The sequence below is a fragment of the Gemmiger formicilis genome, assembly GCF_024462815.1.
In the GTDB taxonomy this organism is placed as follows: domain Bacteria; phylum Bacillota; class Clostridia; order Oscillospirales; family Ruminococcaceae; genus Gemmiger.
This window is the reverse complement of record NZ_JANGCG010000005.1, coordinates 135,500-158,239: the sequence shown is the minus strand read 5'-3', so window position 1 is coordinate 158,239 and position 22,740 is coordinate 135,500. Positions and strand designations below refer to the sequence as shown.

General features: G+C 57.8%; 23 protein-coding genes. 13 read left to right on the top strand and 10 right to left on the bottom strand.

The window, feature by feature from the left end:
* Nucleotides 1–40 precede the first annotated feature (40 nt).
* The 5 genes from NE623_RS06505 to NE623_RS06485 all read right to left on the bottom strand — a co-directional run bounded on the left by NE623_RS06505 (nt 41) and on the right by NE623_RS06485 (nt 5,587).
* A complete protein-coding gene (locus tag NE623_RS06505; RefSeq protein ID WP_256271853.1) occupies nt 41–193 on the bottom strand; it encodes a FeoB-associated Cys-rich membrane protein in 153 nt (50 codons plus the stop codon).
* Nucleotides 194–244: 51 nt separating this feature from the next.
* Nucleotides 245–2,617, bottom strand: a complete 2,373-nt coding sequence (gene feoB / locus NE623_RS06500) for a ferrous iron transport protein B (RefSeq protein ID WP_256271854.1) — start codon at nt 2,615–2,617, stop codon at nt 245–247.
* 214 nt (nt 2,618–2,831) lie between these two features.
* Nucleotides 2,832–3,368, bottom strand: a complete 537-nt coding sequence (locus NE623_RS06495) for a hypothetical protein (RefSeq protein ID WP_256271855.1) — start codon at nt 3,366–3,368, stop codon at nt 2,832–2,834.
* A 21-nt stretch (nt 3,369–3,389) separates the two neighbouring features.
* Complete coding sequence (locus NE623_RS06490) at nt 3,390–4,907, bottom strand: sensor histidine kinase (protein ID WP_256271857.1); 1,518 nt, start codon at nt 4,905–4,907, stop codon at nt 3,390–3,392.
* Entirely contained in the window at nt 4,904–5,587 is a 684-nt protein-coding gene (locus tag NE623_RS06485; RefSeq protein ID WP_256271858.1) for a response regulator transcription factor, read from the bottom strand. Before NE623_RS06485 ends, NE623_RS06490 begins: the two co-directional genes overlap by 4 nt.
* Nucleotides 5,588–5,733: 146 nt before the next feature.
* On the opposite strand from NE623_RS06485, the gene NE623_RS06480 reads away from it, so the two are divergent.
* The 4 genes from NE623_RS06480 to NE623_RS06465 all read left to right on the top strand — a co-directional run bounded on the left by NE623_RS06480 (nt 5,734) and on the right by NE623_RS06465 (nt 7,768).
* Complete coding sequence (locus NE623_RS06480; protein ID WP_256271859.1) at nt 5,734–5,943, top strand: hypothetical protein; 210 nt, start codon at nt 5,734–5,736, stop codon at nt 5,941–5,943.
* Complete coding sequence (locus NE623_RS06475) at nt 5,862–6,176, top strand: hypothetical protein (protein ID WP_256271860.1); 315 nt, start codon at nt 5,862–5,864, stop codon at nt 6,174–6,176. Before NE623_RS06480 ends, NE623_RS06475 begins: the two co-directional genes overlap by 82 nt.
* Before the next feature lie 155 nt (nt 6,177–6,331).
* Complete coding sequence (locus NE623_RS06470; RefSeq protein WP_256271861.1) at nt 6,332–7,180, top strand: glycerophosphodiester phosphodiesterase family protein; 849 nt, start codon at nt 6,332–6,334, stop codon at nt 7,178–7,180.
* 51 nt (nt 7,181–7,231) lie between these two features.
* The gene (locus NE623_RS06465) at nt 7,232–7,768 is read left to right on the top strand and encodes a DUF4830 domain-containing protein (RefSeq protein WP_256271862.1); all 537 of its coding nucleotides are present in this window, start codon (nt 7,232–7,234) and stop codon (nt 7,766–7,768) included.
* Between the two features lie 7 nt (nt 7,769–7,775).
* Here NE623_RS06465 and NE623_RS06460 read toward each other — a convergent pair whose 3' ends face one another.
* Nucleotides 7,776–9,065 carry a hypothetical protein gene (locus NE623_RS06460; RefSeq protein WP_256271863.1) on the bottom strand — a complete coding sequence of 430 codons (1,290 nt, stop codon included), beginning with the start codon at nt 9,063–9,065 and terminating at the stop codon, nt 7,776–7,778.
* 121 nt (nt 9,066–9,186) lie between these two features.
* On the opposite strand from NE623_RS06460, the gene NE623_RS06455 reads away from it, so the two are divergent.
* Both NE623_RS06455 and NE623_RS06450 read left to right on the top strand, forming a co-directional pair.
* On the top strand, nt 9,187–9,726 hold the full coding sequence (locus NE623_RS06455) for a phosphatase PAP2 family protein (protein WP_256271864.1): 540 nt from the start codon (nt 9,187–9,189) through the stop codon (nt 9,724–9,726).
* Nucleotides 9,727–9,738: 12 nt separating this feature from the next.
* Nucleotides 9,739–10,353: a hypothetical protein gene (locus NE623_RS06450; protein WP_256271865.1), complete on the top strand. Its 615-nt coding sequence runs from the start codon at nt 9,739–9,741 to the stop codon at nt 10,351–10,353.
* 45 nt (nt 10,354–10,398) lie between these two features.
* On the opposite strand, the gene NE623_RS06445 is transcribed toward NE623_RS06450, so the two are convergent.
* On the bottom strand, nt 10,399–11,019 hold the full coding sequence (locus tag NE623_RS06445) for a flavodoxin family protein (protein WP_256271866.1): 621 nt from the start codon (nt 11,017–11,019) through the stop codon (nt 10,399–10,401).
* 78 nt (nt 11,020–11,097) lie between these two features.
* Between NE623_RS06445 and rlmD the strand changes: the two genes are divergently transcribed.
* The 5 genes from rlmD to rny all read left to right on the top strand — a co-directional run bounded on the left by rlmD (nt 11,098) and on the right by rny (nt 16,226).
* Nucleotides 11,098–12,234 (top strand): 23S rRNA (uracil(1939)-C(5))-methyltransferase RlmD, encoded by a 1,137-nt coding sequence (gene rlmD, locus NE623_RS06440; protein WP_256271867.1) that lies wholly within the window; start codon nt 11,098–11,100, stop codon nt 12,232–12,234.
* A gap of 108 nt (nt 12,235–12,342) precedes the next feature.
* Nucleotides 12,343–13,029, top strand: a complete 687-nt coding sequence (locus NE623_RS06435) for a VanZ family protein (RefSeq protein WP_256271868.1) — start codon at nt 12,343–12,345, stop codon at nt 13,027–13,029.
* Between the two features lie 54 nt (nt 13,030–13,083).
* On the top strand, nt 13,084–13,575 hold the full coding sequence (locus NE623_RS06430) for an HD domain-containing protein (RefSeq protein ID WP_256271869.1): 492 nt from the start codon (nt 13,084–13,086) through the stop codon (nt 13,573–13,575).
* Between the two features lie 3 nt (nt 13,576–13,578).
* Nucleotides 13,579–14,322 carry a tRNA threonylcarbamoyladenosine dehydratase gene (locus NE623_RS06425; RefSeq protein WP_256271870.1) on the top strand — a complete coding sequence of 248 codons (744 nt, stop codon included), beginning with the start codon at nt 13,579–13,581 and terminating at the stop codon, nt 14,320–14,322.
* Between the two features lie 350 nt (nt 14,323–14,672).
* Nucleotides 14,673–16,226, top strand: a complete 1,554-nt coding sequence (rny, locus tag NE623_RS06420; RefSeq protein WP_256271871.1) for a ribonuclease Y — start codon at nt 14,673–14,675, stop codon at nt 16,224–16,226.
* Between the two features lie 73 nt (nt 16,227–16,299).
* Here rny and NE623_RS06415 read toward each other — a convergent pair whose 3' ends face one another.
* From NE623_RS06415 to nrdG, 3 genes are read right to left on the bottom strand one after another with little or no spacing between them, the layout of a single operon-like run.
* Nucleotides 16,300–16,467 (bottom strand): hypothetical protein, encoded by a 168-nt coding sequence (locus NE623_RS06415; protein ID WP_256271872.1) that lies wholly within the window; start codon nt 16,465–16,467, stop codon nt 16,300–16,302.
* A 10-nt stretch (nt 16,468–16,477) separates the two neighbouring features.
* Complete coding sequence (locus NE623_RS06410) at nt 16,478–17,854, bottom strand: MATE family efflux transporter (protein WP_256271873.1); 1,377 nt, start codon at nt 17,852–17,854, stop codon at nt 16,478–16,480.
* Nucleotides 17,855–17,896: 42 nt separating this feature from the next.
* Nucleotides 17,897–18,445, bottom strand: coding sequence for an anaerobic ribonucleoside-triphosphate reductase activating protein (nrdG, locus tag NE623_RS06405; RefSeq protein WP_256271874.1), 549 nt, complete (start codon nt 18,443–18,445; stop codon nt 17,897–17,899).
* A 415-nt stretch (nt 18,446–18,860) separates the two neighbouring features.
* On the opposite strand from nrdG, the gene nrdD reads away from it, so the two are divergent.
* The gene (nrdD, locus tag NE623_RS06400) at nt 18,861–21,038 is read left to right on the top strand and encodes an anaerobic ribonucleoside-triphosphate reductase (RefSeq protein WP_256271875.1); all 2,178 of its coding nucleotides are present in this window, start codon (nt 18,861–18,863) and stop codon (nt 21,036–21,038) included.
* A 225-nt stretch (nt 21,039–21,263) separates the two neighbouring features.
* Nucleotides 21,264–22,649 carry a phosphoglucosamine mutase gene (gene glmM / locus NE623_RS06395; protein WP_256271876.1) on the top strand — a complete coding sequence of 462 codons (1,386 nt, stop codon included), beginning with the start codon at nt 21,264–21,266 and terminating at the stop codon, nt 22,647–22,649.
* Nucleotides 22,650–22,740: the final 91 nt, after the last annotated feature.

Sequence of the window (22,740 nt, the reverse complement as noted above, 5' to 3'; positions counted from 1 at the left end):
CAGGCTACAAAAAAGCGGCCCCGCGAAGGGACCGCACAGATTATTTCTTTTTCTTTTCGGCGTCGGCGCATTTGCTGTGGCAGCTGGCGCAGTTGCCGCCGCAGCCGCCCTGCCAACCGCCGTTCTGGCAGATGAACATAATGGCCAGCGCCAGCAGCACAAAAATAATCACAACAACGATAATACTTGCCATAAGGCCACCTCTTTGTATTCCGGCGGCACGCAGGAGGAAAACCCGCCCCGCTTATACCAGCCCGAAGATTCCACCTACACAGTGTACCACAAAAGCCACCAGCCATGCAATACCGCATTGCATCAGAACCACACCGGCGGCGGCGCGGGCGCTGCCCAGCTCCCGCTTGGCAGCGGCCACGGCTGCCACGCAGGGGGTGTACAGCAGCGTGAAAACCAGGAACACAATCGCCGTGAACGGCGTGAACATCGTGGAAAGCGCGGCCGTATCGCCGCCCAGCAGCACCGTCAGGGTCGAGACAACGCTCTCCTTGGCGGTAAAGCCGGTAATCAGCGCGGTCGAGACGCGCCAATCGCCGAAGCCCAGCGGCGCAAACACCGGCGCAATAAAGCTGCCGATGGCGGCCAACAGGCTGGCGTCCGGGGTGGCGGCCACGTTCAAGCGGGCATCAAAGGTCTGCAGGAACCAGATCAATACTGTGGCCACAAAGATGATGGTGAAAGCCTTCTGCAAAAAGTCCCGCGCCTTCTCCCAAATCAGCTGGCCGACGCTGCGCGCCGAGGGGAACCGGTAGTTGGGCAGCTCCATGACAAACGGCACAGGCTCACCCTTGTACTTTGTGAATTTCAACAGCAATGCGTACAGAATGCCGCAGACAATGCCTGTCAGATAGAGGCCAATCATCACAAGAGCGCGGTACTGCCGCGGGAAGAAGGCCGTGGTGAACAGCGCGTAGATGGGCAGCTTGGCCGAGCAGCTCATAAACGGCGTGAGCAGAATCGTCATCTTGCGGTCGCGGTCACTGGACAGGGTGCGCGTAGCCATAATGGCGGGCACCGAGCAGCCGAAGCCGATGAGCATCGGCACGAAGCTGCGGCCCGAAAGCCCGACGCGGCGCAGCAGCTGGTCCATGACGAAGGCCACACGGGCCATATAGCCGGTGTCCTCAAGAATCGAGAGGAAGAAGAACAGCGTCACGATGATGGGCAGAAAGCTCAGCACGCTGCCCACGCCCGCAAACACGCCGTCAATGACAAGGCTGTGCACCACCGGGTTGATACCGTAGGCGGTCAGGGCATTATCCACCACGCCGGTCAGCGCGTCAATGCCGAGGGTCAGCAAATCGGACAGTCCCGCGCCGATAACGCCGAAGGTCAGCCAGAACACCAGCGCCATAATGCCGATAAAGCACGGCAGGGCAGTATATTTTCCGGTTAGCACCCGATCGATGGCCACACTGCGCTTATGCTCGCGGCTTTCGCCGGGACGCACCACGGTTTTGTCGCACAGGCGCTCAATAAAGTTGAACCGCATATCGGCAAGGGCAGCCTCGCGGTCAAGGCCGGTCTCGCTTTCCAGCTCGGCGATGGTGTGCCCCAGCAACTCCCTCTCGTTATCGTCCAGATTCAGCGCCTGTTCAATCAGCGCGTCGCCCTCCACCAGCTTGGTGGCGGCAAACCGCACAGGCAGCCCGGCGCGGGCGGCGTGGTCCTCAATCAGGTGGGTGACAGCGTGGATGCAGCGGTGCACCGCACCGCCCTTGCCATCGCCCGCATCGCAGAAGTCAATGCGGCCCGGTGTCTCGCGGTGGCGGGCAACGTGCAGGGCGTGCTCCACCAGCTCGTCAATGCCCTCGTTCTTGGCGGCGGAAATCGGCACCACCGGCACGCCGAGCAGCTCCTCGAGCTCGTTCACCATCACAGTGCCGCCGTTGGCGCGAACCTCGTCCATCATATTCAGGGCCAGCACCAGCGGAATGTTCAGCTCCATAAGTTGCATGGTCAGGTAAAGATTGCGCTCAATATTGGACGCATCCACGATGTTGATGATGCCGTCCGGGTGGGTGTTGAGCAGGAAATCCCGGGTGACAATCTCCTCACTGGAATAGGGGGAAAGGCTGTAAATGCCGGGCAAATCGGTGACGGTGGCCTCGGCATGGCCGCGGATGGTGCCGTCCTTGCGGTCCACCGTCACGCCGGGGAAGTTGCCTACGTGCTGGTTGGAGCCGGTCAACTGGTTGAAAAGCGTTGTCTTGCCGCAGTTCTGGTTGCCGGCCAACGCAAACCGCAGGGGCTGGCCCTTGGCAATCTCACTGCCGGCCTTGCGGTCATGGTAGCTGGGTGCCTTGCGCAGCTCGCCCACACCGGGGTGGGGGACAGGGGCGTGGCGCTCCTCGCTGCGGGCGGCGCGGTCAGTCTCGTGGACATTCTCCACCTCGATTTTGGCGGCATCATCCAGACGCAGGGTCAGCTCATAGCCGCGCAGCTCTACCTCAATGGGGTCGCCCATCGGCGCAACCTTGCGCAGCGTGACCTCGGTTCCGGGTGTCAGGCCCATATCCAGCAGGTGGTGGCGCAGCTCTCCCTGCCCGCCGATGGTGCGCAGCACCGCATCCTGCCCGATTTTCAATTCTGCCAGTGTCATATGTACATCCTCTTTTATGGAAAGTTAAGTCCTTCTAACTTTTACAGCTACAGTGTAGCACAAGCGGCACCCGGATGCAATAGGAAGCACCAGCAAAAAAACACACCCCGCAAATCGTACAAATTGCGGGGTGTTATAACTAGCCAGAGATCAGCGGGAAACGCGCGCCCCGGGGCCATTGCCCGGTGACTGGGGAAAAACAAATAGAATCAGCTTACCGCCCAAACACAGACCCTAAGCCGTTGAACCAGTTGGTGATGCTTTCCACCTGTGCCTGCAGCTGGCTGACGGTGTCCATCAGGGAGGGCAGCTCGGTCAGGACCTTATTCAGCGCGTCTACATCAATGCTTTTCAGCTGTTCGGTGATTTCGGGCAGGTCCTGCATCATATCATCCAGCTGGCTCTGATCCAGCGTGTCCAGACTGGTCTGCACCGTGTCGGCCAGATCGTTCACGCGGCTGCAGGCGTCCATAACATTATTATAAGCCGTGTTCATCCGCCAGCCAAAGAACGCCAGCGCCGCCAGCATAATGACGGTCAGCACAATGCTCAGCGTCATACGCTTGCGCTGGTTGGCAATAATACCGCGGTTCTGCTGGTCCTGCAGCTCCAGCTGGGCCTCGATGCGGTTCAGCTGGGCCTTCAGGTCGGCGGCATCCAGACGGCCGTCCTGATTTTCATCGTTGGTGCGGTTCAGCGCATCCACGCGGTTTTTCAGCTGCTCGTCCATCTTTGCGTTGATGTTGTCCATAGGTTCCTCCTTTGTGTTGGGTTAGTTTCTTGTATCGACCATCTCAAACCAGAAGGTGGAGCCGCGCCCCACAGCGCTGTCCACGCCGAAGGCGAAACCGTGCTGCTGCAGGATGGCCTTGGTGATGGACAGTCCCAGCCCGGTGCCAGTGCGGCCGCTGTCCTGCCGGGCGCGGTAGTACCGGTCAAAGATGTAGGGCAAATCCTCCGGCGGAATGCCGGGGCCGTGATCCTCCACCTCAATGCGGCAGCCGTGCTCATTGGGGATGGCCCGCAGCACCACGGTGCCGTCCGCACCGATGTGGTGGAACGCGTTGCCCAGAAGGTTGTGCAGTACACGCTCCATCATGGCGGGGTCAGCGCTGACCATACAGACATCGTCCGCCAGCAGCTCCAGCCGCCAGTGATTCTTGTCGCACAAGGCGTCATAACGGCCCGCCACCTCAAAACAGAGCTCACTCATATCAAAGCTGACAAGGCTTGGCTTTTCTGCGCCACTCTGCACCTTGCTCAGCTCCATCACGCTGTTCACCAGCGCAGAAAGCCGGTCAGTCTCATCCACAATAATGTTGCACTGCTCGGTGCGTTTGGCATCGTCGCTGCCGGTCAGGTCGCGCACCGTCTCGGCATAGCCCTTAATCAGGGTCAGCGGGGTGCGCAGATCGTGGCTGACATTGGCCAGAATATCCTTCTCCAGCTGGGCGCTGCGCTTGACCTCGGCGGCCATATGGTTGAAATCTTCCGCCAGACGGCCGATTTCATCGTGGTGCTCAACTTTAATCTGTACATCGTAGTTGCCCGCGGCAATTTCCTGCGCGCCGTTGCTCAGCTTGCGGATGGGGTTGGTGAACCAGCGGCTGAACAGCACGGCCAGCAGCAAATCCAGCACCAGCAGAAGCAGCGCGACCGGCGCGAGGATGGAGCGCAGCACCTCGGCGGCAATGGTAATCTGTGCAAGGCTTGTCGAGACAATGATGCCGTACTGCCCATCGGCCGACAGCCTGCCCACGCACATCTGCATCGAGGAGCCGACCTTGACAATCTGGTAAAGCTCACCGTCCTCAAACAGCTTCTGGCGCAGCTGGATGGCAATGCGGGTATCGACATTGTAGCCGAAATCCCCGCCGAAGGCACCGGTGCTCTCATGCAGCAGACAGGGGTACATACTCTCATACGCCTTCAGGCAGCGCAGGGTGGAATCCGAGAAATCGACACAGCAGCCATCCACGTTGATTTTCTTGTCCTGAAAGGTCTCACTGACGCCGCTCCAGAATTCTTCGTTCAAGGTAAGGCCGAGGTAGCTCCGGTTGGAGATGGGCGTGTCAGACTGGTCAATCAGCGCGGTGATGGCCGCCGCCTTGCCCTCCAGCTTGGTGCGGATGTTGCGGTTATACTGCGGCTCCAGCGCGAAGGTGATGATGCCCCAGACCAGCAGCAGCGTAAAAAGGGTAATGCCACCGATGAATAGCATCAGCTGCCAGCGTATGCCAAGCGCAAAGTGCGGCTTATGCGCCGCACCGTTTTTTTTGAGTTGCTTCATACGGCGTCCGGGTCAAATTTGTACCCGATGCCCCACACGGTGACGATGGTTTTGCGGCAGGGCCCCAGATGGCTGCGCAGCATCTTGATGTGGGTGTCTACGGTGCGATCCTCGCCGTAATAGTCATAGTTCCAGACCTTCTGCAGGATTTTCTCGCGGCTCAGGGCAATGCCCTTGTTGCTGACCAGAAACACCAGCAAATCAAACTCCTTGGGGGTCAGCGGAGCCTCCTGCCCGGCCACCTTCACGCTGTGGCTGGCGGTGTCGATGGTCAAATCGCCGAAGGTGTAGTTGCCGGAATCCTCTGCGGGCTTGGGCATCGTGCGGGCCAGCACGGCCTTGACGCGGGCCACCAGCTCCCGCGGGGAGAAGGGCTTGACAACATAGTCATCGGCACCGCTTTCCAGCCCGGCCAGCTTATCATATTCCTCGCTGCGGGCAGTCAGCATAATGACCGGGGTCATAATTTTGCGGGTGCGCATCTCACGCAGGCAGGTCATACCGTCCATAAACGGCATCATAATATCCAGAATGACAAGGTCAATGCTGCCTTGGCTCAACGCGCTCAGCGCGGCAGTGCCGTCCCCGGCCTCCTCACAGGTGAACCCGGCATACTGCAGATGCTCACGGATAAGGTCGCGGATGCGCGGCTCGTCATCAACAATCAGAATTTTGGCCATAGGAATACCCTCCTTATGCTTCCCTACTTTCTATAATACCACAATACAACGTATAGGTGGAAGTTTTGTGAAAAAAAATAAAAATTTTATAAAACTTGTGATAGAATAGAGATAGACGAAACAGAAAAAGATTGGGGACAGCCGCCATGCTAGAGGTCACAACCGTTGAAATGAATCCCGACAGCCGGGAGGAGTATCTGCCCGACTACACGCCGCAGTTTCCGCACATTGCCAGCCACGTGGTGGCCGCCCGGTATGAGTCATCCACCACGCCATGGCACTGGCACGAGAGCGTAGAGTTTTTTATCTGCGCCGCGGTGCCATCCTTTACCGCACTCCGCATGAGGAGCGCGTAATCCGCGCCGGGCAGGGCGGGATGGTCAATTCCAACGTACTGCACAGCACAAGGCTGCTGGCCTACCTCAACACCCACTACGCCGAGCACATCACCACGCCGATGCTGGCGGCTGCCGCCTGCCGCGGCAGGAGACCGGGCTCAGCCCATCAGACTACCGAAGAAAATGGCAGAATCGTACTACATAGCGGCGGATGTGAGATCGCGGCGAGATGCGCTGCTCTGTTATACTGAACTTATTCAAACGCATTACGTCATTCCCACATTCATCATAAAAGCGTACCAGACCCAGCGGAGGAAATTACTCTGCCGGGTCTGGTGCTTTTTACACAAAGCTGTTGCATTTTGTCGCTTTCCGCGGTACAATGGCGGCAGGAGAGTGACGATTTATGAAACTACTGCTTTGCCTTATTCTGATTCTGGTGCTGCTGGTGCTGTTTGCTGTCTGGCCCGGCAAGCGCCGGGATGCCCTGCGTGCCCCCTTTCTGGGGCGTAACTTTGCCCACCGCGGTTATTTCGGCAAGGACCAGCGTCCGCCGGAGAACAGCCTGCCCGCCTTTGCCGCCGCCGCAAAAAACGGCTACGGCATCGAGCTGGATGTTCAGTTCACGTCCGACCATCGGTTGGTGGTTTTCCACGATGATACGCTGGACCGTATGACCCCTGCCAAGGGCTTTGTGCATGATATGCCGTGGGCGGAATTTTCGGCTCAGCCGCTGGCCGGCAGTGAGGAGCACCCGCCGCTGTTTGCGGATATGCTGCGCACCGTGGCCGAGGCCAACCCCGCCACGCCGCTGATTGTGGAAATCAAGAGCCGCAGTGAGTACAAGCAGACCTATCTGGAGGAACTTTGCCGCGCCACGATTTCGGAGCTGAAGTCCTACCCGGGCCCTTATTGCATCGAGAGCTTTGACCCGCGGGTTGTGGGCATTGTACGGCGGCAGGCCCCCGGCATCCTGCGCGGCCAGCTGTCGGACAGCTACCGCAGCTACCACAAGGACGGCACGGGCGCCGTGCCCGCCTTTGCGTTTTCCCATCTGCTGGGCAACTTTTTGGGTCGGCCGGACTTCATCGCATGGTGCCCCGATGAGCGCAACTGGGCCGTGCGGCTCTGCGCCCGTCTTGGCGCGATGATGGTTATGTGGACCGCCCTGCCGGAGCATGACACCGCAAAGCTGGAGGCCGACAATGACGCCGTGATTTTCCAGTGGTATGCCCCCAAAAACCAGTATAAATAACAGCAGCCCCCGCATACATTGCAGTGACAATGTGTGAGGGGGCTTTTGCGTATGTTTTTGTTTACCGTAACCAAACCGGGACTGCGGCAGGCCGGGGCGCTGGCCCTGTGCGCTGTCTGCCTGTGCGGCACCGTGGCCGCGGCGGTGCACTTTACGGGCGGCGCGGTGGCTGCCTCTGCCGCGGCAGCGCCGGGCATTGAAACCACACAGGACATCGGGAGCTATTTCACCGGCTACGGCTTTGAAACAGACCTTGCCAGCGCCGCTGTGGATAAGGTGAAAATCCCCAAAAAGTGGGATGACAGCTTTGCCGCCTTCAATCAGGTTGTGCAGGAAAGCGGCCTTGATCTGGCGGACTACAAGGGCAAGACCGTGGAAAAGTGGACGGTGCTCTGCCCGCAGCTTTCCACCGGTGAGCACGATACCTACTGCGTGCTGCTGGTCTACAAGACCAAAGCGGTGGGTGCCTACCTGCTGCAGAAGCCCTCCGGCGAGGTAACCGGGCTTGTCACCGCCGCCAAGGCCAGCGCCGAGGCTCTGGACGTGACCGCGGTGGAGATTTCCGCCGAGGCTTACCCGGAGGACTGAGGGGCGGTCAGGCGTCCTCAAACATCCATTTCTGCTTCGGCAGCGCAAACACCGCACCGCAGAGCAGCAGCGTGGCGGGGTCGCTGGTCAGGTGGATGACCTGCGTCTCCATATAGCCGTAGGCCAGCGCCGTGATAAGGCAGGCCACCGCCTGCCACGCGCCGCGGCGGGCGTAACCGTACAGCGCAACCATCAGCAGGATGCAGACGAGCGCCAGCATAACCGGGCCAACCTGATAGAGCAGATACACAAAAATATTGTCAATATTCTCCGGCGCGGGCCATACGGTAAGCAGTTGGCCCGCAATTTTTATGTCAAACGCATTGTACGCCAGCCACGACAGCTGGATGCGACCGGTCAGCATATCATTCAGCTTTTCCAGCCACGCGGGGCCGTTTTCATTGGCCCATGGCCCAAGCAGCGGCAGAATATAGCTGATTGCTGCCACAAGCGGAACCACCGCCGCACAGCCGCCCGCCAGCAGCCTGCTGCCGGGGCGCGGGCCCTTTCGGGTGCACAGCTTGGCCAATGCCAGCAGCGCCACCAGCAAAAAGATAGCGATTGCCGGCGACCTGGACGGCGGCCCAATCATCAGGAACACACCGACCGCGGCAATGCCGCCAAGCTCTGCCCAGCGGAGTTTCTCACGGCGCAGCAGCACCCACGCCAGCACCAGCCCGAACACCACCCCGCCGAAGGTGTTGGGGTGGCCGTAGCCGTATATCCGGCGCAATTTGCCGTTAATCTCAACGAAAGGATTGGGCGCAACGATACCCGCAGCGTGGAGCACCTCCACCAGCGCCAGCGTCGGCACGCCGCAGAGCAGCTGTGCCTTGACGGCGCGGCGCAGCGGCACATCCTTGGCGGCCAGCAATGCAACGCAAAGGCCAATCCACCAGATGTTCTGGCCGTTGAAATACACCCACCGCGCTACAAAATACAACATTCCCGCGCAAAGCAGGCTGCGGCCGTTATAGCGCGTGCCCAGCAGAATCTTCCACCCGAAGCAGAGGTACATAACCCAGTCCAGCACCGGAGAGAGCTGCGTCTGCAGCCACGGCCAGGTTTCCCGCGCCATGCTGTTGTTGAACACCACGATGAACTCGTACACCATCACGCCCAGCAAAAACGCCCACTGGCCGTACTTTTCCCGCCATCGGGCACCGTGCGGGGTGAACATAAGCCGTTCCTCCTGCCACCAGTCGGCAGGGGAAAGCCTGCGCCGGGCTACCGGCAGAATATCCAGGACCGCCGCCGCAAGCATAAGCAGCAGCAGCGCATTTGCAAAACCAAACAAAAGGGAAACACCTCCACATACATACTATTGAACTTATTATAAACATTTGCCCCACGGTTTGACAAGCCTTTTATGGAATGTTATGCTTATACCATCTAGTTATGTGTGGGAGGATGCCCCTATGAACGCCGAACAATACCGCGCTGTTATAAACTGGTTCCAAGCACGTCCCGCGGCCAAAAATGCGCTGCGGCTTGTCAGCCGGGGGAGTGTGGCGCTGGTCTACCTTGGGTATCTGGGGCTGCTGGTGTGGCTGGCCTGGCACCGGATGGGTCAATTCTGGCCCGCACTGGTTGTGCCTGCGGCGGCGTTTGTGGTGGGCACGCTGGTGCGGCGCATCATCGACCGCCCGCGCCCCTACACCGCGCTGGGCTTTACGCCGCTGTTCCCGAAGGACAAGCCCGGGCAGAGTATGCCCAGCCGGCACTGCTTCTCGGCGGCAGCGATTGCCGGAGCGGCGTGGTTCGTGATCCGTCCGCTGGGTCTGGCGCTGGCCGTGCTGGCAGTGGTGATTGCCGTCTGCCGTGTGGTGACCGGCGTGCACTACATCAGCGATGTGCTGGCGGGGCTGGCCTTCGGCGCGGTGTTCGCGGTGGTGGGCTGGAATGCCTTTGTGCTGGCTGCTTCCGCGGTGGGCTTTTACGCAATTATGCTTTTATAAAAGGAAGTACGTATGAAAAAATTCTCTTTGGCGGCACTGTCCGCGCTGGCGGCATTGGCCTTGACCGGGTGCAGCTTTCAGGATGTTATGCTCTACCTCTACGGCGGAGACAGCTTTGTGAAAAGTGAGGAACCGGATTACGCCCAGTGTGAGGGCGGCAACGGCGTGACCGTGGTGTATGACCAGAACCTGTGGGAGCAGCCGGTTATGGCGCAGGATGATACCCTCTCACTGACAGCGGGCAACCAGCTGAGCTATACGGTCGTGCTTTTGCAGACGACCGACACCTACACGGATTTTTTGACGCAGTCCGGGCAGGAGCTGGAGGAAACCACCGGCACGGTCAAATATGAGTTTGACTTTACTGTGCCCGATGCCTCCGTTGCGGCGGTGCGCTATGACTGCGGCAGTTATCAGACCATCTTTGCGCAGCTTGACTATGACTGCGGCGAGACCATCTATGTCACCGCCGCTGCCCGCACCAGCGATTATGAGCCTATCATTGCGCTGCTGCAGAATGTCTGGCCGACCGGCAGCACACCGGAAACCGCCCAGAAGGCCGACACCACCACCAAGGCCGTGACCGAGCAGGACGTCAGCGGCGGCAGAACCAAAAGTCTGGCATAAAAATGCCCAGCAGAAGCTCCTTCTGCTGGGTAAGATATAGCCTGCTTATCGGATAAAGTTCGTCCGTGCGGCAGTTTCTGCCGTGGGGGCTTCAATACCGGCGGCCTTGCCAGCCTCAATGCACTTGAGCATCCACGCCATATTCCGGCCAAGGTTGCGCATAATCTGCAGGCCCTCCTCATCGGCGGCTACCTCTTCGGCCTTGCTGCCGTGTACCATCGGCCAATAGGTGGAGCTGATCAGCGGCATTTCAAAGAACTGCGGCACCTTTTCCATTGCTTCCAGCGCCGTGGTAGTACCGGCGCGGCGGGCACTTGCCACCACCGCCGCAGGCTTGTGGCGCAGATACCTGCCGCCGCTGATGGCCAGCCGGTGCATAAAGCCCAGCATACTGGCCGCAGCCGTGGCATAATGAACCGGCGCACCGAACACAATGCCGTCGGCCTTCTCGACCAGAGGCAGCACCTCGGCCACCGGCCCGCCAAAGACGCACTTGCCGGTCTTGCCACAGCCGCCGCAGCCCACACAGCCGCCCACCGGGGCTGCGCCGATGTGGAAAATCGTGGTCTCAATCCCCGCCTCGTTCAGCGTTCTGGCCATTTCGGTCAGCGCCGCATTCGTGCAGCCGTTCTTGTGCGGGCTGCCGTTGATAAGTAGCACGTTCATAGCAATACCTCCGTTTTTTGCTCTGTATGTATAGTATACCACACGGCGCAAGCCTGTGCAAAAGGAAGGTCTTTCACAATGCCCAACACCTGCAGTAACTACGATAAAAAATGCGGCGGTTGCCCGCTGCTGACCACACCCTACCGGGAGCAGCTTGCCCAAAAGCAGGCCCGCCTGCAGACACTGCTGGGCGGCTTTGCCCCTGTCCGGGCCGTGCTGGGGATGAAGGAGCCGTTCCACTACCGCAACAAAGCCATTGCCAGCTTTGCCACCCAGCGCGGCAGGCTCGTCTGCGGCCTGTATGCCGAGGGCACGCACCGGGTTCTGCCCGGCGCAGACTGCCTGCTTCAGGAGGAAATCCTGAACCGGACCCTTGCCGCCGTGGTGGACGCCGCCCGTGCCTGCCGCTGGACCGCCTATGACGAGGACCGCGGCACCGGCCTTTTGCGCCACACAGTGCTGCGCGCCTCCGTCGACGGCAAGGTGCTGGTCACGCTGGTAACGCCCGGCCCGGAGCTGCCCGGCAGCAAGAATTTCTGCGCGGTCCTGCGCAAAAAAGCGCCGTGGGTGGTCAGTATTGTGCAGAACATAAACCCCACCCAATCCAGCGCGGTGCTGGGCAACCGCGAGAAAACGCTCTACGGTCCCGGCTTTGTGCTGGATACGCTGTGCGGGCTGCAATTTGCCATTTCCTCCCGCAGCTTTTATCAGGTAAACCGCACACAAACCGAGGTTTTGTATAAAAAGGCGCTGGAGCTTGCCCGGCTGACCGGCCGCGAAACGGTCATTGACGCCTACTGCGGCATCGGCACCATTGGTCTGTGCGCTGCCCCCCACGCCGGGCAGGTCATCGGTGTGGAGCGCAACCCCGCCGCCGTGAAGGACGCCGCCGCCAATGCCCGCCGCAACAAAATCACAAACGCCCGCTTTGTCTGTGCCGACGCAACCGAGTGGATGATGGCCGCCGCCGGGGAGAATCTGCGCCCGGATGTAGTTTTCCTTGACCCGCCCCGCGCCGGCAGCACCCCGGAGTGTATTGCCGCCGTAAACAAAATGCGCCCGAAGCGTATTGTCTATGTCAGCTGTGACCCCGAGACCCTTGCCCGCGACATCGCCGCCTTCACCCGCCTCGGCTGGCACCCCGCCAAGTTCTGCCCCATCGACCTCTTCCCGCAGACGAAACACGTTGAGACGGTATGTTTGCTAGTTCTGTGAAAGGCATGGACTTTTGTCACTAATGATAAGGTGTCTACTCTGTAAAGCAGGAAACAATGTTGAAATAAATAAAGTATATAGTATGCGTCTATTGGAGGAACCGTAACAATGAAAAGCAGAAGAAAGAATGGCTTCCTGTTCATGACCGCACTATATTTTATAATCGTGTTTTGTATGTGTGTGTCGCGGTTTAACGTGATTATGACAATTATAGGCGGTCCACTAACGAGGGTAGAAGAAATAAATCTGTCACCGTTCCATTCGATTAGAGAAAACTTGGAATATGGGCGTAACCCTATTTCATGGGATATGCTCTATAATATAGTGATGTTTGTGCCTTTTGGAATAATCTACTGCTATTACCAAAAGTATTTTCGCGTATATAGGGCAATTGGAATGTCATGCTTGACAACCGCTTTAATAGAAGGTGCACAGTTTGTCCTAAAAACCGGTGTTGTAGATATAGATGATTTTATTGTAAATACATTGGGAAGCCTGATGGGTATTACAGTGTACGTTATTCTACAGCATATATTCATCAGAAACCAGCAGTGGGAAATTCACGAATTTATTGATATAATGGCAACGATGCTTCCTCCGATATTTGTTGCTTTCGTTGCGGAAATGTTTCTGGGAGATGGGTCATTAAAAATGTTGCCGGCTCACAGTGGAATGTTACTGTGCTACGGGCTTTTTGTCTACACATTTTTAATAAAAGATTTTACGCGAAAAGCAAAAGTTTATTATCTATTATGTTATGTGGGTGTTTTTTATCTGAGCCTTGTGGTACTATAGAAATACCGATATATACCATGCCGCTTACAGCTGGATTTGCTTGGAGGCCTCACTATGTTCTGCAAATTAACCCCGGAGGAAGAGGTGCGGATGCACCTGCTTTTGCGCGGCGTTGCGGATGACCCCAACGCACAGGAAATGAAAAAATTCATCCAGCACGGCAGTGTCACAACCTATGAGCACTGTATGCGGGTCACCCGCATTGCGTTCTGGCTCAACATTCATCTGCGTGTCCACGCCGATGAGGAAAGCCTTGTAAAGGGCGCGTTCCTGCATGATTTTTATCTGTATGACTGGCACCATTGCAGCAACATCACCCACTGGCACGGCTTCAAGCATCCACGCATTGCACGCTACAACGCCGAAACTGTGTTCCGGCTGACCGATAAGGAAAAAGATATCATTCAAAGCCATATGTGGCCGCTGACCCCTGCTGACATCCCGCACAGCCGCGAGGCCGCGCTGGTCTGCATAGCGGACAAAATGTCCTCGAGCTATGAGACCGTGCTGGAACGGCGGGCACAGCGCAAAGAAAACCGGAGGTAAACTATGCCTGATCAATACACACGCACCCGCGCACAGCTGGGCACACCCGCGCTGGAGGTGCTGCGCGGCGCCCATGTGGCCGTTTTCGGCATCGGCGGCGTCGGCGGGCAGGCTGTCGAGGTGCTGGCCCGCAGCGGGGTAGGGGAGCTGAGCCTCTTTGACAGCGACACGGTAGCCCTCTCCAACCTGAACCGTCAGCTGGTGGCGCTTCATTCCACCTTGGGGCAGTACAAAGTGGACGCAATGGCCGCCCGCATTGCCGACATCGACCCGGACACGATTGTGCACGCAAACCGGATGTTCTATAACGCCGACACCGCAGACAGCGTGGACCTTGCGCAGTTTGACTATGTGCTGGACTGCATCGACACCGTCAGCGCCAAGCTGCTGCTGATTCGCCGCTGCAAGAAGGCAGGGGTGCCGATTCTGTGCAGCATGGGCGCGGCCAATAAGCTCGACCCGACGGCGTTCAAGGTGGCGGACATCGAAAAAACCACCGTTGACCCGCTGGCCAAGGTAATCCGCATCGAGTGCCGCAAGCGCCGTCTGGGCAAGGTGAAGGTGGTTTTCTCGGAGGAGCAGCCCCTGTCGCCGTTGGGGGATGAAATCGAGGAGGCCCCCACCGCCGCCCGCCGCACCGTACCGGCCAGCAACGCTTTTGTGCCCGCCGCCTGCGGCCTTGTCTGCGGGTCAGAGGTTGTCAAGGACCTGCTGCGCAAGGGCGGCGTCTACCGCGGCACCAAATAATTTTGCGCCCCGCCACACCCCGGCGGGGCATTTTGTATGAAAAATTCCGCTTTCGTGTCTGCTGCTTCTTGACATTTGTATGAAATCAAAGTAGAATTAGAGTAAGGAAATAAAGAGCCAAACGGCGGGTATGGCCTGCGCGTGGCTCCTTAAAGGGTGTCGCCCACCGGGAACGCCGCTTTTTTACGATATTACCGTCCGCCTGACGGATTTTGTGTATATTCTGCGTGCAGGGGCATCGTGCGCCATTTTGGCCGACCTGCCGCGTCTCGTTCTGCAAAAATATCATAACGGAAAAGCGTCCCGCTGCGCCGCATCTCTCCTATTTGATTCAAGGAGTGAAACCGACTATGTCACCAATTTTGACCGTGGTGCTGGTCCTTGTTGCTGCTGTTGCCGCCGGGGCGCTTGGCTTTTATTTCGGCGGTGAAAACCGCAAGCGCACTGCCGAGGCAAAAATCGGCAGCGCCGAAGACGAAGCCAAACGCATCGTAAACGATGCCATCAAGTCAGCGGAGCAGAAGCGCAAGGAAACCATCATCGAAGCGAAGGACGAAGCCTTCAAGCTCAAGAGCGATGCGGACAAGGAAATCAAGGACCGCCGCGCCGAAATCACCCGGCAGGAGCGCCGGATTGACCAGAAAGAGGAAGCCCTCGACAAGCGCACCGCCCAGATGGAGCGCAAGGAGGAGGACCTCAAGCACCGCACCGAGACAGTGACCGCCCGTCTGGACGAGCTGGAGCAGCTCAAGCTGCGCCAGACCGAAAAGCTGGAAACCATTGCCGTTATGTCCAAGGAGGACGCCCGCGCCGTGCTGCTGAAGCAGGTGGATGACGAACTGACCCACGAGAAGGCAATGAAAATCAGCGCCTATCAGGCCAACATGAAGGACGAGTGCGACAACCTCGCCCGCGAGCTTATCGGGCAGGCCATTGCCCGCTGTGCGGCAGACGCCACCAGCGAAGCCACCGTCAGCGTTGTGCCGCTGCCCAGCGATGAGATGAAGGGCCGCATCATCGGCCGTGAAGGCCGCAACATCCGTGCGCTGGAAACTGCTACCGGCTGCGACCTGATTATTGACGACACGCCGGAGGCCATCACGCTGTCCAGCTTTGACCAGACCCGCCGCGAGGTTGCCCGCATGGCGCTGGAGCGCCTGATTGCGGATGGCCGTATCCACCCGGCCCGCATCGAGGAGACCGTAGATAAGTGCCGCCGCGAGCTGGAAATCCAGATGAAGCGCGAAGGCGACAAGGCCGTGATGGAGCTTGGCATCCACAGCCTGCATCCCGATTTGGTCAAGCTCATCGGCCGCTTGAAATACCGCACCAGCTTTGGCCAGAACGTGCTGAGCCATTCTCTGGAGGTTGCCTGGCTGGCCGGTCTGATGGCAGGCGAGCTGGGTGTCAACGTCCAGCTCGCACGCCGCGCCGGTCTGCTGCATGACATCGGCAAGGCCCTTGACCATGAGATTGAGGGCAGCCACGTCCAGATTGGTGTGGATATCTGCAAGAAGTACCGCGAGAATCCGCAGATTATCCATGCCATTGAGGCCCACCACGGCGATGTGGAGCCCAAGACCACGCTGGCGTTCATCATTATGGCCGCTGACGCGATTTCCGCCGCCCGCCCCGGTGCCCGCCGCGAGAATATGGAGAGCTACATCAAGCGTCTGGAAACGCTGGAAGCGCTCTGCAACGGCTTCGAGGGCGTCGAGAGCTCCTACGCTGTGCAGGCAGGCCGCGAGGTGCGCATCCTTGTGCAGCCTGACAAGGTCAGTGATGACGAGGTCATTCTGTTGGCCCGCAACGTTGCCAAGAAGATTGAAAATGAGCTGGATTACCCCGGCCAGATTAAGGTCAGCGTTATCCGCGAGAGCCGTGCCACCGAGTACGCAAAATAAAAAAATCAAGGGGCAGCCTGCAATGGGCTGCCCCTTGTGCTATTGTTAAGGAAAAGGTCTACGCGCGGGATATCTACTGCCGGGATAGAGCCTTCCTTCGTTCCAGTTCTTCCCTGTACATCTCATACTCCACCCGGCTCATACAGACGGGCCCGATGGGGGTGGATACCATACAACGGTCGGTCAGCTCCTTTGGGGCGGTCGGCCGTTCTGTTTTCACTTTATCGTTTGTTTCATTCATTGCGGTTCCCTTACAGTTGGGCCAGCGCCTCGCGCTCGTGCAGGGCGCGGACGGCATCGCGGTAGGCGAACACAAAGTAGACGCCCTCCGCGGCGGCGGTCAGCAGCCAGGAGCAGGGGTACAGCAGGTAGAGCGAGGGAATCGTGTGGAAATGGGCAAAAATTGTGTAGACCCACGCCACGCGGAAAACGCAGGAGCCCAGAATCACAATGACAGTTGGCCCAATCGTTTTGCCCAGCCCGCGGGAGGCGGCAATCGTGCAGTCCATAAAGGCCGAAATGCAGTAGGCCCAGCCCATAACCATAATGCGCTTCATACCCGCATCCACAACGGCACTCTCGGTGGTGAACAGGGCCAGAAACTGCCGTCCAAAGGCCAGCAGCCCGCCACCCAGCACCAGCCCCACCCCGAAGGAGTAGGCCAGCGCGATGAAGTAGCTCTTTTTGATGCGGTCGAGCTTGCCTGCGCCGTAGTTCTGGCTCATAAAGCTGGCGCAGGCCATATAAAACGCCGCCATAGCGTCATAAATCATAGCGTCCGCATTGGCCGCGGCCGAGTTGCCCTTGACCATCAGCGAATCAAAGGAGTTGACGCCCGCCTGAATAAACAAGTTGGCAATGGCAAAAATTGCGTTCTGAAAGCCCGCGGGCACGCCCAACATCAGGATGCGCTTTGTGGTGGGAATGTCCAGCTTCACCTTGCGGAAGTCCAGCGCGTAGCAGTCCTGCACCTTGGTCAGCGCGTGCAGGATAAGCCCCGCCGAGAGGCACTGCGCAATCGTGCTGGCCAGCGCCACGCCTGCCACATCAAGCTTGCAGACAATGACAAAAAACAGGTTCAGCACAATGTTCAGCGCGCCTGCAATGGACAGATACACCAGCGGCTTTTTGGTGTCACCGATGGCGCTGAACACGGCGTTGCCGAAGTTATAGAGCGCCAGCGCGGGCATCCCCAGAAAGTACACCCGCAAATAGAGAATCGCGCCGGGGAGCAGGTCCTCCTTGGTGTTCAGCAGGCGCAGCAGGGCAGGGGAGCCGAACAGCCCCACCAGCAGCAGCAGAACACCGGCGGCCAGACTGACCAGCAGCGCCGAGTGGACGGTCCTGCTGACGTCCTTCGGGTGCTTAGCGCCGTAAAAACGAGCCACCAACACGTTGATGCCGTTGCTCAGGCCAATCAGAAAGCCTGTGAACAGCGTCACGAAGGTGGCCGTGGAGCCCACTGCACCCAGCGCCGTGGAGCCGGCGAAGCGGCCGACAACGGCGACATCGGACATATTGAATAGGATTTGTAAAAGGTTAGACAGCGCCAGCGGCAGGCTGACAAGCAGTATCTGCTTTGCCAGCGGCCCCTCGGTCATGGATTTGGCTTTGGTCGGGGTACTCATGGATAGAACTTACTTCTCCTCACACTTTCTTACACAATACCGTTACATTTTGTGATCCGCAAAAATCGGGTCATCCTGCCACAGCACAATCTGCCCTGCGGCGCGGGTCTTGTTCATATCAATAATGCGCTGGTTGGACGAACCGCGGAACCGCAGGCTGATATCGTACTTGTCCTGCACAAAATCGCCATCCACCAGTACATCTATATATTGTAGAAACTCGTCGGTCACCTCGCAGCGGCCGGGGCCGGGCTGCAGCACCTCATGCTCCAGATTGTTGCCGGTATAGCACCAGATGGTTTTGTTGGGGTAGAGCGCCTTCACGTTCCGCACAAAGGGCAGCAGCTCCCGCTGGTTTTCCGGCTCCAGCGGCTCACCGCCCAGCAGGGAAAGGCCGTTGATGTAGCCGGGGGCCAGACTTTCCAGAATTTTGTTGCGCACCTCCTTGGTGAACGGCGCGCCGTAGTCAAAATCCCACGCCACTGCGTTGAAGCAGTTGGGACAGTGGCGGCGGCAGCCGGACACAAACAGGCTGGTGCGCACGCCCTCGCCGTTGGCTATATCACAATATTTGATCGTTGCGTAATTCATTGTGGCTCTCCTGCGGGGTATCCCCATATCTTGTGTTGTATGGGGCACACAGCCCCAAAACCTATCCTAGTATACCAGCATAGCGGCAGATTTACAAGCCCCTGTTCCGGACAAGGACAGTAATAATAAACGATACAACGTATATCTGTATAGAACTGCTCAAAATTACTAAAAAATAAGCCTTATTTTTGGCAGCTGATTTTTGCACGTACAGCCGATGAAAACGGAATATTTTGTAAATATTAGCCAAAGCTACACAATATCTTGTGGTTTTGACGATTGACTTTTTTCTGTATGTGCGGTATTATTATCTTGCTCGCCAAACGAGATTTATACAATTCAAAAATTTTTCCGTGTTCTATACAGTACGTACACAATCCGCACTGTAGCTATTTTTTTGCAAAGAGGAGATACCATGAAAATCATCAAGCGCAACGGCAGCGAGGCTGTCTTTGACATCACCAAAATTATTTCGGCCATTTCCAAGGCGAACAAGGTCGTACCCGAGGCCCAGCGCTTGACGAAACAGCAGATTATTGAAATCAGCGACCACGTGCAGGAGGTCTGCTTTGCCCGCGGCCATGCCATGAACGTGGAGGAGATTCAGGATATCGTTGAGGATGCCATTATGGCCACCGGTGCCTATGAGGTTGCCCGTAAATATATCACCTACCGCTATGTGCAGAGCCTCAAGCGCACCCACAACACCACCGATGACAAGATTCTCTCCCTCATTGAGTGCAACAATGAGGAAGTCAAGCAGGAAAATTCCAACAAGAACCCCACTGTCAACAGCGTTCAGCGCGACTATATGGCCGGTGAGGTCAGCAAGGATCTGACCATGCGTATGCTGCTGCCCCCGGAGATTGTCAAGGCGCACGAGGAAGGCATCATCCACTTCCACGATGCTGACTACTACGCCCAGCATATGCACAACTGCGATCTTGTCAATCTGGACGATATGCTGCAGAACGGCACGGTTATCTCAGGCACGCTGATTGAGAAGCCGCACTCCTTCTCCACAGCCTGCAACATCGCCACCCAGATTATTGCGCAGGTTGCGTCCAGCCAGTACGGCGGCCAGAGCATCAGCCTTACGCATCTGGCTCCGTTTGTGGATGTCAGCCGCAAGAAGATCCGCCGCGATGTCGAAGCTGAAATGCAGGATTTGGGCATCAACCCCGGCGAGGAGAAGATTTCTGAAATCGTCGAAAAGCGCCTGCGTGAGGAAATCAAGCGCGGTGTGCAGACCATCCAGTATCAGGTTGTCACCCTGATGACTACCAACGGGCAGGCCCCCTTCATCACCGTGTTCATGTATCTGAACGAGGCGGGGGACAACCAGCGCCTGAAGTCCGATTTGGCCATCGTCATTGAGGAGATGCTGCGCCAGCGCTATCAGGGCGTCAAGAATGAGGCAGGCGTCTGGATTACCCCCGCTTTCCCGAAGCTGATTTACGTGCTGGAAAACGATAATATCTATGAGGGCCAGCCCTACTACTACCTGACCAAGCTGGCTGCCAAGTGCACAGCCAAGCGCATGGTGCCCGACTACATCAGCGAAAAGAAGATGCTGGAGTACAAGGTCGACAAGAACGGCGAGGGCCACTGCTTCACTTGCATGGGCTGCCGCAGCTTCCTGACGCCGTATGTCGATGAGAACGGCAAGCCCAAGTATTATGGCCGCTTCAATCAGGGTGTTGTCACCATCAATCTGGTGGATGTAGCGCTGTCCAGCGGCGGCGATTTCGATAAATTCTGGCAGATTTTTGACGAGCGCCTTGAGCTGTGCCACAAGGCCCTGATGTGCCGTCACAACCGTCTGAAGGGCACGCTGAGCGACGCCGCGCCGATTTTGTGGCAGTATGGTGCGCTGGCCCGTCTGAAGAAAGGTGAGCCCATCGACAAGCTGCTCTACGGTGGCTACTCCACCATCAGCCTCGGCTATGCGGGCCTGTATGAGTGCTGCAAGTATATGACCGGCAAGAGCCACACCGACCCGGTGGCAAAGCCTTTTGCGCTGAACGTTATGCAGCATATGAACGATGCCTGCACCAAGTGGAAGAACCAGCATAATATTGATTTCAGCCTGTATGGCACGCCGTTGGAATCCACCACCTATAAGTTTGCCAAGTGCCTGCAGAAGCGCTTTGGCATTGTGCCGGGCATTACCGACCGCAACTATATCACGAACTCCTACCACGTCCACGTGACGGAGCAGATTGACGCCTTCACCAAGCTGAAATTTGAGAGTGATTTCCAGCGTCTGTCCCCGGGCGGTGCCATCAGCTATGTCGAGGTGCCCAATATGCAGGACAACCTCGAGGCCGTCATCAAGGTGATGCAGTTCATCTATGAGAACATTATGTATGCCGAGCTGAACACCAAGAGCGATTACTGTCAGGTCTGCGGCTATGACGGCGAGATTCAGATTGTGCAGGAGGACGGCAAGCTGGTTTGGGAGTGCCCCAAGTGCCACAACCGTGACCAGAACAAGTTGAACGTTGCCCGCCGCACCTGCGGCTACATCGGCACCCAGTTCTGGAATCAGGGCCGCACCGCCGAGATCAAGGACAGAGTCCTGCATCTGTAAATTCCAAAATTATTGAGCATAGTCGAAATCAGCGGGAGCAGCCGTTTGGGCTGCTCCCGCTTTTGTGGTTATGCCGCAGCTGTGCGCACAATTCCTCTTGGCGGTTGCACTATGTCTGAAAACGTGCTATACTTATGATACACTACAAAATTGCAATCCAGTCAGTTGTTACTGGCTGCCTTGCCTGCTGCAAAACAACTTATCCGAAAGGAACGAGTGTATACAATGGGAAAATATTTTGGTACTGACGGCTTCCGCGGGGAGGCCGGTGTCAATCTGACCGCCGACCATGCTTATAAAGTGGGCCGTTTCCTCGGCTGGTACTATGGTATGCTGCGCCAGCGCAACGGCGAGACCTCCGCACCGCGCATTGTCATCGGCAAGGATACCCGCCGCAGCTCCTATATGTTTGAGTACAGCCTCGTGGCTGGCCTGACCGCCAGCGGCGCGGACGCCTATCTGCTGCACGTTACCACCACGCCCAGCGTGGCCTACATTGCCCGCGTGGATGACTTTGACTGCGGCATTATGATTTCCGCCAGCCACAACCCCTACTATGACAACGGCATCAAGCTCATCGACTGCTACGGCGAGAAGATGGACGAGGAGACGCTGCTGCTTGTGGAGGATTACATCGACGGCAAGCTCCATGTCTTTGACCAGGACTGGCCAGAGCTGCCCTTTGCCAACCGCGACCGCGTGGGCTGCACGGTGGACTATGTGGCGGGCCGCAACCGCTATATGGGCTACCTGATCAGTCTGGGCATCTACTCCTTCCGCGGCATCAAGGTCGGCCTGGACTGCGCCAACGGCTCCAGCTGGAACATCGCCAAGAGCGTGTTTGACGCGCTCGGCGCGGACACCTATGTCATCAACAACAAGCCCAACGGCCTGAACATCAATCTGAACGCCGGCTCCACCCACATTGAGGGCCTGCAGAAGTTCGTGGTCGAGAACCACCTCGACATCGGCTTTGCCTATGACGGCGACGCTGACCGCTGCCTCTGTGTGGACGAGAAGGGCAACGTCATCACCGGCGACCACATCCTGTACATCTACGGTTGCTACATGAAGGAGCGCGGCAAGCTCATCACCAACACCGTTGTCACGACTGTTATGTCCAACTTCGGCCTGTACAAGGCCTTTGACGAGCAGGGGATTGGCTACGCCAAGACCGCCGTGGGCGACAAGTACGTCTATGAGTATATGGCCAAAAACGGCTGCCGCATCGGCGGCGAGCAGAGCGGCCACATCATCTTCTCGAAGTACGCCAGCACCGGCGACGGCATCCTGACGAGCCTGAAGATGATGGAGGTCATGCTGGCCAAGAAGAAGCCGATGAGCGAGCTGGCCGCACCGCTGAAGATTTACCCGCAGGTGCTGGAGAACGTCCACGTGACCGACAAGAAGGCCGCGCAGGACGATGCAGATGTCCAAGCCGCCGTCAAGGCTGTGGCCGAGGCGCTGGGCGACACCGGCCGTATTCTGGTGCGTGAGTCCGGCACTGAGCCGCTGGTCCGCGTCATGGTTGAGGCGCCCGAGCACGAGACCTGCCAGAAGTACGTCCAGCAGGTTGTGGACGTCATCAAGGCCAAGGGCTACGCTATTTAAGGAAAACTCTTTGGCTCCCTCTGTGAGGGGGCTTATCGGCACCGTGCTATTTCTTTTTGGCACGGTGCTTTTTTTACACAAAAACACCCCC

Coding starts and splice junctions, on each gene's coding strand:
- NE623_RS06505 (WP_256271853.1), bottom strand. CDS start 193: ATGGCAAGTATTATCGTTGTTGTGATTATTTTTGTGCTGCTGGCGCTG.
- feoB (WP_256271854.1), bottom strand. CDS start 2,617: ATGACACTGGCAGAATTGAAAATCGGGCAGGATGCGGTGCTGCGCACC.
- NE623_RS06495 (WP_256271855.1), bottom strand. CDS start 3,368: ATGGACAACATCAACGCAAAGATGGACGAGCAGCTGAAAAACCGCGTG.
- NE623_RS06490 (WP_256271857.1), bottom strand. CDS start 4,907: ATGAAGCAACTCAAAAAAAACGGTGCGGCGCATAAGCCGCACTTTGCG.
- NE623_RS06485 (WP_256271858.1), bottom strand. CDS start 5,587: ATGGCCAAAATTCTGATTGTTGATGACGAGCCGCGCATCCGCGACCTT.
- NE623_RS06480 (WP_256271859.1), top strand. CDS start 5,734: ATGCTAGAGGTCACAACCGTTGAAATGAATCCCGACAGCCGGGAGGAG.
- NE623_RS06475 (WP_256271860.1), top strand. CDS start 5,862: ATGGCACTGGCACGAGAGCGTAGAGTTTTTTATCTGCGCCGCGGTGCC.
- NE623_RS06470 (WP_256271861.1), top strand. CDS start 6,332: ATGAAACTACTGCTTTGCCTTATTCTGATTCTGGTGCTGCTGGTGCTG.
- NE623_RS06465 (WP_256271862.1), top strand. CDS start 7,232: ATGTTTTTGTTTACCGTAACCAAACCGGGACTGCGGCAGGCCGGGGCG.
- NE623_RS06455 (WP_256271864.1), top strand. CDS start 9,187: ATGAACGCCGAACAATACCGCGCTGTTATAAACTGGTTCCAAGCACGT.
- NE623_RS06450 (WP_256271865.1), top strand. CDS start 9,739: ATGAAAAAATTCTCTTTGGCGGCACTGTCCGCGCTGGCGGCATTGGCC.
- NE623_RS06445 (WP_256271866.1), bottom strand. CDS start 11,019: ATGAACGTGCTACTTATCAACGGCAGCCCGCACAAGAACGGCTGCACG.
- rlmD (WP_256271867.1), top strand. CDS start 11,098: ATGCCCAACACCTGCAGTAACTACGATAAAAAATGCGGCGGTTGCCCG.
- NE623_RS06435 (WP_256271868.1), top strand. CDS start 12,343: ATGAAAAGCAGAAGAAAGAATGGCTTCCTGTTCATGACCGCACTATAT.
- NE623_RS06430 (WP_256271869.1), top strand. CDS start 13,084: ATGTTCTGCAAATTAACCCCGGAGGAAGAGGTGCGGATGCACCTGCTT.
- NE623_RS06425 (WP_256271870.1), top strand. CDS start 13,579: ATGCCTGATCAATACACACGCACCCGCGCACAGCTGGGCACACCCGCG.
- rny (WP_256271871.1), top strand. CDS start 14,673: ATGTCACCAATTTTGACCGTGGTGCTGGTCCTTGTTGCTGCTGTTGCC.
- NE623_RS06415 (WP_256271872.1), bottom strand. CDS start 16,467: ATGAATGAAACAAACGATAAAGTGAAAACAGAACGGCCGACCGCCCCA.
- NE623_RS06410 (WP_256271873.1), bottom strand. CDS start 17,854: ATGAGTACCCCGACCAAAGCCAAATCCATGACCGAGGGGCCGCTGGCA.
- nrdG (WP_256271874.1), bottom strand. CDS start 18,445: ATGAATTACGCAACGATCAAATATTGTGATATAGCCAACGGCGAGGGC.
- nrdD (WP_256271875.1), top strand. CDS start 18,861: ATGAAAATCATCAAGCGCAACGGCAGCGAGGCTGTCTTTGACATCACC.
- glmM (WP_256271876.1), top strand. CDS start 21,264: ATGGGAAAATATTTTGGTACTGACGGCTTCCGCGGGGAGGCCGGTGTC.